This window comes from Methylacidimicrobium tartarophylax (assembly GCF_902143375.2).
Taxonomy (GTDB): Bacteria; Verrucomicrobiota; Verrucomicrobiia; order Methylacidiphilales; family Methylacidiphilaceae; genus Methylacidimicrobium; species Methylacidimicrobium tartarophylax.
Genome location: NZ_CABFVA020000093.1, coordinates 21676 through 33549 on the forward strand (window position 1 = coordinate 21676; position 11874 = coordinate 33549).

General features: G+C 57.5%; 12 protein-coding genes and 1 tRNA gene. 7 read left to right on the top strand and 6 right to left on the bottom strand.

Going from position 1 to position 11874, the window contains the following annotated elements; genetic code table 11:
• Positions 1-11: 11 nt before the first annotated feature.
• The gene (gene bioB, locus MAMT_RS08530) at positions 12-968 is read right to left on the bottom strand and encodes a biotin synthase BioB (RefSeq protein WP_142660552.1); all 957 of its coding nucleotides are present in this window, start codon (positions 966-968) and stop codon (positions 12-14) included.
• A gap of 232 nt (positions 969-1200) precedes the next feature.
• A complete protein-coding gene (gene upp / locus MAMT_RS08535; RefSeq protein WP_142660553.1) occupies positions 1201-1839 on the bottom strand; it encodes a uracil phosphoribosyltransferase in 639 nt (212 codons plus the stop codon).
• Between the two features lie 194 nt (positions 1840-2033).
• Here upp and hemB point away from each other — a divergent pair, with 194 nt between their 5' ends.
• Together hemB and MAMT_RS08545 are read left to right on the top strand one after the other, a co-directional pair.
• Positions 2034-3038, top strand: coding sequence for a porphobilinogen synthase (gene hemB / locus MAMT_RS08540; RefSeq protein ID WP_142660554.1), 1005 nt, complete (start codon positions 2034-2036; stop codon positions 3036-3038).
• Positions 3039-3151: 113 nt separating this feature from the next.
• A complete protein-coding gene (locus MAMT_RS08545) occupies positions 3152-5749 on the top strand; it encodes a [protein-PII] uridylyltransferase family protein (RefSeq protein WP_142660555.1) in 2598 nt (865 codons plus the stop codon).
• On the opposite strand, the gene rnc is transcribed toward MAMT_RS08545, so the two are convergent.
• The 4 genes from rnc to MAMT_RS08565 all read right to left on the bottom strand — a co-directional run bounded on the left by rnc (position 5664) and on the right by MAMT_RS08565 (position 8903).
• Positions 5664-6398, bottom strand: coding sequence for a ribonuclease III (gene rnc, locus MAMT_RS08550; protein WP_142660556.1), 735 nt, complete (start codon positions 6396-6398; stop codon positions 5664-5666). The genes MAMT_RS08545 and rnc overlap by 86 nt on opposite strands.
• Positions 6399-6604: 206 nt before the next feature.
• Positions 6605-7516 carry a tyrosine recombinase gene (locus tag MAMT_RS08555; RefSeq protein WP_178087030.1) on the bottom strand — a complete coding sequence of 304 codons (912 nt, stop codon included), beginning with the start codon at positions 7514-7516 and terminating at the stop codon, positions 6605-6607.
• Between the two features lie 16 nt (positions 7517-7532).
• On the bottom strand, positions 7533-8240 hold the full coding sequence (locus MAMT_RS08560) for a sugar phosphate nucleotidyltransferase (RefSeq protein WP_142660558.1): 708 nt from the start codon (positions 8238-8240) through the stop codon (positions 7533-7535).
• 66 nt (positions 8241-8306) lie between these two features.
• Positions 8307-8903, bottom strand: coding sequence for a non-canonical purine NTP pyrophosphatase (locus MAMT_RS08565; protein ID WP_142660559.1), 597 nt, complete (start codon positions 8901-8903; stop codon positions 8307-8309).
• Positions 8904-9012: 109 nt separating this feature from the next.
• Between MAMT_RS08565 and MAMT_RS08570 the strand changes: the two genes are divergently transcribed.
• The 5 genes from MAMT_RS08570 to smpB all read left to right on the top strand — a co-directional run bounded on the left by MAMT_RS08570 (position 9013) and on the right by smpB (position 11782).
• Positions 9013-9084: transfer RNA gene (locus MAMT_RS08570), tRNA-Val, on the top strand.
• A 230-nt stretch (positions 9085-9314) separates the two neighbouring features.
• Positions 9315-10064 (top strand): SIMPL domain-containing protein, encoded by a 750-nt coding sequence (locus MAMT_RS08575; protein ID WP_142660560.1) that lies wholly within the window; start codon positions 9315-9317, stop codon positions 10062-10064.
• Between the two features lie 72 nt (positions 10065-10136).
• Positions 10137-10841, top strand: a complete 705-nt coding sequence (locus MAMT_RS08580; protein WP_142660561.1) for a zinc ribbon domain-containing protein — start codon at positions 10137-10139, stop codon at positions 10839-10841.
• Positions 10842-10958: 117 nt separating this feature from the next.
• Positions 10959-11213 (top strand): DNA-directed RNA polymerase subunit omega, encoded by a 255-nt coding sequence (locus MAMT_RS08585; RefSeq protein ID WP_246186610.1) that lies wholly within the window; start codon positions 10959-10961, stop codon positions 11211-11213.
• Positions 11214-11317: 104 nt separating this feature from the next.
• Entirely contained in the window at positions 11318-11782 is a 465-nt protein-coding gene (smpB, locus tag MAMT_RS08590) for an SsrA-binding protein SmpB (RefSeq protein WP_142660562.1), read from the top strand.
• Positions 11783-11874: the final 92 nt, after the last annotated feature.

Consider the following 11874-nt stretch of genomic DNA (forward strand, 5'->3'; position numbering starts at 1 on the left):
TCGAGCTCTCCTCAAGAGCTTCCGCAGCGGGCAGAACCGGACGCCTCAATCCCTAGAGCCGCAAAGAGAGATTGATCGGCGTCGAAGGACTGATTGGGGGTCGTGAGAAGCTGCTCCCCGATAAAAAGCGAGTTTGCTCCCGCAAGGAAGCAGAGTGCTTGGGCCTCCGGCGATAAGCTGCGGTGGCCGGCCGCCAGTCGAATGCGTGGGTGGGGTAAAAGGATGCGGGTCACGCTGATGAGACGAACAAGGTCAAACGAGTCGACCGGGGTTTGCGATGCCAGCGGAGTGCCCGGAATGGGAACGAGAAGGTTCAACGGGACGCTCTCCGGCGCGGAGTCGAGCTTGTAAAGTGCGAGCAACATCTCCAAGCGGTCATCGACGCTTTCTCCCATGCCGAGAATGCCTCCGCTGCATAGGCGCAGGCCGGCCTCCTGCGCCGCCCGAAGCGTCGCGATCCTGTCCGCAAAGGTGTGAGTCGTCGCAACCCGTTCGTAAAAGTTGGGACCCGTGTTCAGGTTGTGATTGTAGATCATGACCCCCGCTTCCCGAAGACGACGGGCCGCTCCCGGATCGAGGAGCCCCAATGTCACGCAAATCTCCAGACCTTCCTCTCGGATGGTTTCCACGAGCCGACAAACCGCTTCCAGTTGTTCGTCCCCTTCTTTAAGGCCGCGCCAGGCAGCCCCCAGGCAGAGGCGTGTAGCTCCGTGGCTGCGGGCCTCCTCCGCCGCCCGGCGAAGTGCCGCGGGCTCAAGAAGCTTGTGAATCTTCAACCCCGTCGTATACCGGGCACTCTGCGCACAGTAACGGCAGTCCTCTCTGCAGCCGCCTCCCTTGAGGTTCACGAGCTCACACCGCTGGAACTCCTGGTCGCGATGGTGAGCGGCGTGAACCAAGCGTGCCTGCGTCAACAAAGAAAGAAAAGGCTGGTGGTAAAGAGCTCGAAGACTCTCCAGGGTCTCCATTGCGGCAACGTTATGGGCTTGCCGAGGGAAGGCAAAGCTCTTTTTACCGAAAGACAGACCAGGCGCACTGGTCGGTCGGATGGGTGAAGAAAGACCGGAGCCCCAGCAGGATGAGGCGTGCTGGATGCCGGATGCACTAATAATGAATATAAGACGGAATAAACATGGATTATGTATGGTGCATAGCCAGGAGACGAGGAGACATCTTCCGATGGCCCATCCCCTCTGTTCTTCATGGAAAAGTCGGGCAGGCGCCAAACTGCCGGTCACCCGCATCCCCTAAGCCGGGAAGGATGAAACCATGGCGATCGATCTGTCGATCGATCGCTCCGGCATAAATGACGGCATCCGGATGGGTTTCATGGACTTGGCGGATTCCTTCCGGGGAGGCCAAGCAGCAGACCAGACGGAGCCGACTGGCGCCCCGTTTCCGGAGAAGCGTGAGGACTGCTGCTGCGGTGCCCCCCGTCGCAAGCATGGGATCCAGAAGAAAGACGCAGGTATCGCGGGTGATGGGGGTGATGCGGTCAAGATAGATCGACGGCTCGAGTGTTTCCTCTTCCCGAAGGGCGCCGACGAACGAAACGGCGGCTTGCGGGAGAAGAGCGCGGAAAGGCCGGAGCATCCCCAGGCCGGCTCGGAGGATCGGCACCAGCGCAATCGAGTCGGCGAGAATAGGCCCCTGAGCTTCTTCCAGCGGGGTGACGACGGGTACCGGCTGCAGAGCAAGATCCCGTGTCGCCTCGACCGCGAGAACGAAGGCCGCTTCTTCCAGTAGATGAACGAAGAGACGTTGATCCGTGGTTCGATCCCGAAGACGAGTGATCCGATCGAGAAGGATGGGATGTTGAACTTGGTGCAAGCGCGGCATGGTCGATGATCTCGTGGAGCCTTTTGCCTTTTCCTAGGGAGACCAAAAGCGAGGGAAAAGCAAGGAGGAGGTTGTGCAATTCTTGCCTGCTTATCCGGGTGCCGTTCCCTGGAGTGGTCCGTGCATGTCAATCACACTAGATCTGTGGAAAAAAGCCCTTGGAAAGACAAAAGAAGACAACGTAGCGTGGAGGCATGGCCAAGCCGTCCCATAAACTCGCATTGCGGCGCCGTCCCCGAAGACTCCGAGCGTCGGAAGGGATTCGTCGGCTGATCGAAGAGCATCTCCTGACCGCCAACGACCTGATCGCTCCCGTCTTTTGCAAAGAGGACGGTTTACGACAAGAGATCGAGTCGATGCCCGGCGTTTTTCGTCACAAACCCGAGGACGCTTGTCGGTTCGCCCTCGAGCTACATGAGCGCGGGGTCCGCGCCGTCGCTCTCTTCCCCTGCATTCCCGAAGGAAAGAAGGACGCGCAAGGGACTGCTGCGCTCGATCCCAACGGCTTAATTCCCCAGGTGATTCGAGAGATCAAGGGAAGGGCTCCCGGGCTACTCGTGATTGCCGACGTTGCGTTGGATCCCTATACGAGCCATGGGCACGATGGTCTTTGGAATCCTGAAAATGGGGAGATCGAAAACGATGCTACCGTACGCCTCCTCTGCGAGATGGCGCGGATTCTCGGCGAGGCGGGAGTCGATTTGGTCGCTCCCTCGGACATGATGGACGGGAGGATCGGTGCGATCCGGGCGAGCTTGGACGACGCGAGCCTTGAACGGGTAGGGGTGCTTGCGTATGCCGTCAAGTTTGCCTCCGCCTTTTACGGGCCGTTTCGTGATGCAATCGGGAGCCGGAGAGGGAAGGGATACCTGGATAAGCGGACCTATCAACTCAGCCCGACGAATCTTCGAGAAGGGCTGTTGGAAGCGCAGTTGGACGAGGAGGAAGGCGCCGATATTCTCATGGTAAAACCGGCGGGTCCTTATCTGGACGTGATTTCGCAAGTCCGTGCCCGGACGCTGCTTCCTCTTGCGGCCTATCAGGTGAGTGGGGAGTATGCGCAAATCGTGGCTGCTGCACGGAATGGATGGCTCGATCTGGAAGCTGCTTATCGGGAGTCGCTGATCGCAATCAAGCGGGCAGGAGCCGACATGATTATTACGTATTTCGCATCACGGTTTGTCGGAAATGCAGAATAATCTATTGTAGGAGATCGTCTTACAGTCTGTTATCTTTTTACGCGGCAGACCAGCCTGCCACTGCTGCCGGGTTGTGTGGCCCGAGCGGCGCGAGTGGGTGAGGAGTAGGATCGATGGGGAGAGTTTCAGGGCGCTTCTCGACATTTGACTCGGGCCTGGCGGCTTTCGAGGAGTTTTCTCGCGTCTCCCGCAGTCGGTTAGCCGCTCATCCGGATTGGATCGATTGGCTCTCCGCGGTTGTGGCGACCCCCGAGACGGCAAACCGTGGTCCCGGAAGATGGAGGATGGATTGGTGCGAGCTTTCCGGGGTTCGCGCCGACGCGGTCAGGAAGCTGGACGCAGTCCGGTTGCTCAAACAGCGAGAGCAGCTACGGATCGGCTTCCTCGATTTCGCGGGCTTTTATTCGTGGGAAGAAACAACCTCGGATCTTTCTCGTCTTGCCGATTTTTGTGTCTGCACCGTCCTTCAGGTTGCTTGCGAGGAACTGCGGGCAAACCGGATGCCCCTTGCCATTCTGGCGCTAGGGAAGCTGGGCGCGCAGGAACTCAACTACAGCTCGGACATCGATATCATGTTTATTGCCGAGGACGAGGAGACTGCTTTTGCGCAGACGCTCCGCACGACGATGGCCCAACGCACAGTGTCGGCTCTCTCGGATTCGGGCGGAATCGGACCGCTCTTCCGGGTGGATTTGCGGCTGCGGCCGGATGGCAACGCCGGAGCGCTCGTGCCATCGTTCTCCGAGTGCGAGCGTTATTATGCCGCCTCGGGAGAAACCTGGGAGAGAATGGCGCTGATCAAGGCGCGATTTGTCGCAGGGGAGCCGGATTTGGGGTACGAGTTCGAGGTCCTTCGACAGCAATTTTGTTTTCCGCGTCATCTCTCGGAGGAGGTCTTCGAGGAGATCGCCGCTATGAAGGCGAGGATCGACGGAGAAATCCTCCTCGGAGATCGGCGGCAGAGGGACGTAAAGCTTGGTCCAGGAGGAATTCGAGAGATCGAGTTCCTCGCTCAGGCACTTCAGCTCTTTTACGGAGCACGTCAGCCGATCGTTCAAGTTCGTCCCACCTGTGCCGCATTGCGCGCATTGGCAACGGTCGGGATTTTGCCGCGACCGCAAGTGGATGCGCTGATCGACGCTTACGGGTTTCTTCGAAATCTCGAACACCGGTTGCAAATGAGAGAAGAGATTCAGACTCACTTGCTTCCGACCGAAGAAAAGGCGCGGACGGAGATCGCGGAGTCGCTCGGATTCGCCCCTACGGAGTTCGAATCGGCGCTGCAATCCCACCGCTCGCTGGTTCATGATCTATTCCAGCAATATTTCATAAAAAGAGAGTCAACTGCCATGCCTGTTCGTCTGGAATTGTTTGCTTCTCCGGAAGAGGCGGAGCGCAATCTCGATGCACTCCAAGCGAGGGACTCTCTCTTGAGCGCTCCGCGGGCGGCGCGAGCCTATCGCCGTTTGGCTCCATTCCTGGAAAAGGCGCTTCGAGCGACGGTCGATCCCGATGCCGTTCTTCGTCGATTTGTCTCTTTCGTCTCGAAGTATGGGGCTAGGTCGTTTCTCTTTGAAACCCTCGCGGTCAATCCCAAGGCGCTTGAGCTTTTAATGAAGCTTTTCGACGCCAGCTCTTTCTTTAGCGAGATCCTCTTTGCCCAGCCGGAACTCTTTGAGGAGATTACGCAGAGCCGGTCCTTGGGGAAGCAGAAGGGAAGGGAGGCTTATCTCGAAGAACTGAGCCGTTTACAGGGGGACGTTGCGCTTGCCGCCCGGCTTTATCGGCGCGGCGAACTCTTGCGCATCTTGCTTCGTGACATCTTGAGGTTGGCTGATCTGCCGGAGGTTCAACAAGAATACACGGCGCTTGCCGAAGCCTGCTTGGAGCTGGCCTGTCGAACCTTTGGCTCCGGCAGCCTCGCGTATGTCGCGCTTGGTCGGTTCGGCGGCGGGGAACTTGCGTACGGGTCCGATCTCGATTGCCTCTGCGTCGGTTCTCGAGAGGAGGCGGCGTTGGCCGTCCATCGATTCCTTGGAGAAACTCTCCCTGCCGGCATTCTTTTTGCGATGGACTACAGGCTGCGGCCCCACGGCGAAGGGCCTCTCGCGCTGCCGCTGGAAGCATACGAGAGCTATTACACGGATGAAGCCCACTTCTGGGAGATTCAGGCGCTAACCCGGGCACGGTTTGTGGCGGGGGACTTGAAAACGGGAGAGAGATTCATTGCGATGGTTGATCGGCTATGGAGCGAACGGACTGCGTCCTGTCCCGTGGACGAAATTGTCTCGATGCGAGAGCGGATTGAGCGGGAACGCCATACCGATGTTCCTCTCCTCCAACGTTTCAAAACCGGGCCGGGAGGGCTGCTTGACATAGAATTTGGGATGATCCTTTGGTTGATGAAGAAGAAAAGGAGGGAGCCCAATCTCTGGAAAGCAATTGGTCATCTTCGTTCCAGTGAACCGGAGCTGGCTCGGATGTGTGAAGAAGGCTATCAATTTCTGCGGCGCTTGGAAGCCGTGCTTCGAAGAGAAAGGAACCAGCAGCAAGAGGTCTTGCCGGAAGATCCGGCTGCCTTGGAAAAACTAGGGCGGTTCATGGGGTTTTCCACTCGGGAAGAGTTCATTGAGGCTTATGAGGGGCAACGGAAGACGATCCGAGCGGCTTACCGGGAGCTATGCGAGCAAGCGCGTCACTTGCCGCGTTGAGCTCCGCCTCTTTTTTGCTGCTGCCGAAACCTTCGCCGAGACGTTCGGCACCCCATTCGACGACGACGTGGTACCATTTCCGGTGAGCGGCGCCGGATTGGCTCACGCATTGATACCGGGGCGGTTCCCCACCTTGCTTCTGCAGCAGCTCTTGCAGCATCCCTTTTGGGTTGCCGAGCAGGGCCTCCGGTGAGAATGCAAGCTCTTGGATGGCCTCAGAGAAGAGCTTGCGGATCACGCCTTTGGCTTTACGCCACCCACCGTCTCGATAGACGGCGCCGATCAGCGCTTCAAACGAATCGGCCAAATTCGATTCCTTTGTCCGACCGCCGCTCTTTTCTTCTCCTTTACCCAAGTGGAGGAGCTCTCCAATGCCCAATTTACCGGAAATCGCGGCAAGACTGGAGCGATTGACCAGGAAAGAGCGCATTTTGGTAAGAAGACCCTCCCTGTGCCCAGGAAACAGGGCATGGAGATGATCCGTGATCGCGAGTTGGAGGACGGCGTCGCCGAGGAACTCCAGTCGCTGGTAGTTTGGGCCGTCGAATCTCCTTTCCGCGGTGTGGGAAGGGTGCGTAAGAGCCTCACGTAGCAGTTGAGGGCTCCGGAACTGATAACCGATCACTGCTTGAAGAGACTCCAGGTTCATTTGCGCTTTTCCTTTCGCCTAAGTAATGACGCGCGCATCACCTTTGCCTACAGCATCTTAAAAAGACACCTCATTCCTGAACGGCAGGAGTGAAAGTTCCACTGACCACGTCCAAGGCCGTCTGTCTTCCGGCAGGGCGCGACAAACCGCGCGCAGGAGTGGGACTTATTTTGCTCAACGGTAAAAAACCATCTCCAACCTAAAACTCACTTTCCCCTGGGGTGAAACCTACGGTGGACTTCTCGCAAACGGTCAATTTCCACGTGAGTGTAGATTTGAGTTGTGGCGAGATCGGCGTGTCCGAGCAAGAGTTGAAGGGAGCGGAGATCGGCGCCGCGATGAAGAAGGTGAGTGGCGAAGGAATGCCGCAAAAGGTGAGGGTGGATCCCGTGACGAAGCCCGGCCTTTCGTGCCATCTGCAAAAGAAGCTGATTGACCGAAAAGCGACTCAGCGGCCTTCCCCCTCTTTTTAAAAAAAGGAAATCACACCTCCTTGTACCGACAAGGCGCGGGCGACCGCTTCGTAGGTATTCCTCCAGCGCGTGAATGGCTGCACATCCCAAGGGGACGACCCGTTCCTTCCGGCCTTTCCCGAATACCCGCAACAGCTGTTCCTCGGGCAAGAAAGAAGTCAGACGCAGGTCCACTAGTTCGCTCGCCCGCAGTCCGGCGCCATAGAGCATCTCGACGATTGCCCGATTGCGCACTCCCTCCTCTGTTTCTGGTAAATCAATGGATAATAACTGGAGCACATCCTTCTCTGACAATATGCGAGGAATACGCAGGCCAACCTTGGGTAACTCTAGATCTTGCGAAACATCTACGGAGATCAAGCCTTCTTGCCGCAAGTAGGAAAAAAAATGGCGCAGAGCCACGATCGACGCTTTTAATGAACTGGGAGCCAATCCTCTCTCCTTCTCCTTTTCCAGATACTCGTACAGATGCTCGCTGGTGACCGAGGCTGGGCTGACGAGATTCTTCGCGACCGCCCATCGGGCAAACGCCTCAAGGAGTAGGCGATTGGTCATCTGCGTGTTGACCGAGTGATCCTTTTCGGTCGCAAGAAAGCGCAGGGTCGACTCAAGCGCTCCCGACCATGTGTCGCCCCTGATTTTCATCGCATGCCGGCGGCTTCTACTGGCTGTGATTGAGGCCCGCAAGGATTTCAGGATCCCGGACATCAGCCCAGTCCCCTTTCAAAAGGAATCCATGGACCTTCCCTGTGCGGGAAAGTTGCCGCAAGGCATCGGTAAGCTCATATTCGCCCCGCCGTGATTTTTCCAGCCGATCCATAAAAAGAAAGACTCGAGGGTTAAGTGCGTAAATGCCTGCATTGTAGAGACTCTTCGCGAGGAGTTCCGGATTATCCGTTTTTTCGATAATATCCTCGACCAGGCCGGACTCGTTGAGGAGAACGGCGCCACCCAGGCGAACATCTTGACCGGAGCAGAGAGCAATGACTCCGTCATCTTGATAGGCTGCAACCAGACGGCCGTATTCCTCAGGCTTGATTAGTATATCGCCGTAGGAAAGGAGGAAGGGGTCGTCGTGCACCCACTCTCGCGCGAGGAGGGGCGCGCGGCCGGTGCCATCGAGGACGAGTTGTTCCCGATAGGTGATCGAAACTCCAAGCGCGATTCCGTCTTTGAAATGAGAGAGGATCCTCTCCTTCTGGTGGCCGATGACGATGCAAAACTCGGTGACGGCAGCGGAGTCGCGCAACCCACGGACAATCCATTCGAGTACCGGGAGCCCGCGCACGACCAACATGGGCTTAGGGATGTCCGAGGTCAATGGACCCATGCGGGTGCCTCTACCCGCCGCAAGGATCAACGCTTTCATTGCGGGATTCTGGTCCGAGCCGTTACAAAAGGTCGAGAGATTTGGGGGAGAAAACCGCGAATGAGGCTAGCCCCAACGCTTGGTCAAAAGAATAGGGAGAAGCTGCGCAACCGCCCGCGCCCGATGGCTGTACCGGTCTTTTTCGGCAGGAGGCATCTGAGCAAAGGTAGCGGTAGCGCCCGATGGAACGAAGATCGGGTCATATCCGAACCCTTCGCTTCCGCCGGGAAATGCCGTGATTCTTCCGGGGCAGGTTGCCTCGACGGTGGTCAAGAGCTTTCCATCGCGTGCCAAGGCCAAGGCACAAATGAAGGTTGCTTCACGAGCTTCCTCGGGCACGCGGGCAAGGCGAGCCAGCAGCAGGCTTCGATTCTCGGCGTCGCTTGCCTCGGGGCCGGCATAGCGGGCGGAGTGAACACCGGGTTCTCCTCCGAGCGCTGCGACGCAAAGCCCGGAATCATCGGCAAGGACGAGTCCACTCCCAAGCTTGCTATAAAATACAGCTTTTTTTATGGAATTATCCATGAATGTACTTCCATCTTCAAGCCACTGTGTACTAGAGGACGTATGCTGAACGGATGTCAAGATAAAGGCGGAGCCGAAGAGACGCGCGAACTCTTTGAGTTTGTGAGGATTGGTGGAGGCCAGATGGAGTGTGGGCATCCCCTTCTTTAGCGCAAAAGAGGTGACGAGGCGAGGGAAGCAGGGCGGCGCGCTCGATCTTTTCTCTCCTTGCCTCGAGCGAGGCGGTACGCTAACGTGGCCTACTCGAGCGCGGTTAGCTCAGCGGTAGAGCACTACCTTGACACGGTAGGGGCCACAGGTTCGATCCCTGTACCGCGCAGGCGTCTTCCTCTTCCCTTTGGCGCGCCCTCATGAAAAGTGGGCAGATTGCACTGGTCGAGCATGTGCAAAAATAACGGATTGCAAGCTCGCCTTTCCTCCATATCCAGCAAGGACATAGACAGTTAACACGTTGAGAAGTAAAAACGGTGGGCCGCCTGGTGTCGCTTTTACAGGGGAACGGGAAGAAGGGATTCGAGACGGTCCGCGGGCTTGAGCAGGGAGGTTGGAATGAACGGGCAGCGGCAGTGCGGGCGGATACTGGTGGGCGCCTTCCTTCTTCTCTGGATGGCATGGAGCGGTTCCGGAGGGATCGGCATAGCCTGGGCGGAAGCGGAGAGTGTCCGGGCCGTACGTGTCCATGCCGGCGCGGAAGAACGTGCGCCCATCGACCGCGCGGTGGTGGATTTTATCCTGATCAGCGAAGGGAAGACACCGGGTGAGGCGGAGAAGAAGGATGAGGCGCGTTTTGCCGAGGTCCGGAAGCAGGTCGAGGTAGTTTTGGGCGGAAAGGGGAGCTGGCGAACTTCGGAGATCGGACTTATGCCGGTCATGAGCGAAGAGAAGGCGAAAAGAGAGGGGAGAGAACATGTGGCGGCATACCGCGTGACGCGGTCGGAAGCGGTGGAACTCGCAGAGTTCACTCGCTTACCGGAGCTCCTGGGGACCCTTTTTGCGGCAGGGGTGGACGAGGTAGGCGGGGTGGAATGGATCTCCGATCGGGCGGAGAGCCTTTACCGGAAGTTACTCGGGAAGGCGATGGTGAAGGCCAGGGAGAAGGCGGAATGTCTGGCCAAGGCGGCGGGCGCCCAACTTGGACCGATCATCCATATTCAGGAAGGGGGTGGACCAGTGCAGCCGGTGGCGCGCTTCCAGCGCACCGCGATGGGAGTCCACCAGGGCGCTTCCGCCCCGGTACCGATCAGCGGAGGTGAGATGAAGGTCCGCGCGTCGGTTCAGGCGATCTATCGCTTATGGTGAAGTCGTTGGGTAGCGGGAAATGCAGTGGCTGTTCCTTGCCTTTGCGCATGGTCGGCTGTATGGGAAGGGAAGATGCATCCGGACCTCCCCCCATTGATTGATCTGCAAGAATTAGACCAGAAGATTACGCGTCTTCGTTCGGAGCTTGCTCAGCTGCCCGTTGCCAAAAGACGGGTAGAGGGGGAACTCGAGGAAGCAAAGCAGAAGCTGCACCAGGCCAAGCACGAGCAGCAAGCGTCTGAACTCGTTCGCCGACAAAAAGAAGGAGAGATCGAAGAGCTGCGGCGCCAGCTCGCCCGATACCAAGCGCAACAGATGCAGGCGCGAAAAAACGAAGAATATCAAGCGCTCACGCATGAGATCCTGCTGGTGAAGGCCAAGGTGGAGCGCGAAGAGGACGATGTCTTGTTGCTGCTTGAGAAGGCCGACGAATTGAAGGCTGGCGTGAAGCAAGAGGAGCGGAAGGCCGAGCAGGTGGAAAGGGAGACGCAAGAGAAGAGAAAAGAGTTAGCCGACAAGGAATTACGGCTGTCGGCCCTGTTGGCCGAGGCGGAAAAGGCGTGGGAGGAAAAAAAAGGTAGAGTAGAGCCGGGCCTCTTTGTCCGCTATCAAAGACTTGTCCATGGGCATCGGGAAAATGCCGCCGTCCCGGTTATTCACGGGAGTTGTGGAGGGTGTCACATGAAGTTGACGCGGCAAACCCTCTTGCGCGCGGAAGCGGCAACGGAAATTGCTTTTTGCGAAAATTGCGGGCGGATCGTGTTTGTTGCTCTGTGAGGCCGTTGGAAAGGCCTTAGCCGTGCGGCAGCCGGGACAGCCTTTTTCGAGAAGGGATTGCTTTTCCAAGAGGATTGATTTATATGTACCAACTTAACTTAAGATTGGGCAAAAACAGTGAGTGATACGATTACCGTGCTTCTTTCCTCGGCTCTCGGGAAAATGGACTCTCCCGAAGTATTGATCAATGCAGTCTCCGCCCGAGTTCGCCAACTGGCGAAAGGGGCCAGACCTTTGGTGGAGGTGCATCCTCAATGGAGTTTTCTGCAAGTAGCCTTGAAGGAGATCGCCGGCGGGAAGCTGACGGTTGCGCCTGCGGAGGAGGCTCCTGCGGCGTTTACCTCTCTTGTTTCGGAAGAACCGACGGATTAGGCCGCTCATTCAGTGGCGGTTTCGGTAAAAGGGAATGAACGATCCCGAGGGCATGCTCATTCCTTGGCCTGAGCGATCCAAGGGGAAAAGCCGTTCGAAAGATCGTGAGTGGAAAAGCCGTCGTGGATCTGCTGGTGAACCGCCGGGCGCGACGGGATTATACCGTTCTCGACACCTACGAAGCAGGCTTGGTTCTGCTTGGCTCAGAGGTTAAATCCCTTAGGCAGGGAAAGGGACAACTCGAGGGAGCGTACGCGCAAATCGAGGGTGGCGAGGCTTGGCTCTACCAAGCGAATATTCCGATTTATGCAAATGCGGCCAGCTTCACGACCCGCGATCCGAAGGCGCGAAGGAAATTACTGCTCCATCGGGCAGAGATTCGGAAACTTTTTGGAGCGGTCTCTCTCAAGGGAAGGGCTCTGATCCCTCTCAAGCTCTACTGGAAGAACGGGACGGTCAAAGTTCTCCTTGGGCTAGGAGTCGGAAAGGCGGAGCATGACAAGAGAGAAGAACTCCGCTCGATCGAAGCAAAAAAGGACATTCGAACCGCCTTACACCGCCGCCGCTAGACAACATGCTGTGGTGGCTAGCTGTCAGGTCCCGGATGATTACGTACTGGTTTTTGGAAGAGCTGCGGATGGGATTGTTGCCATGTTTTTAG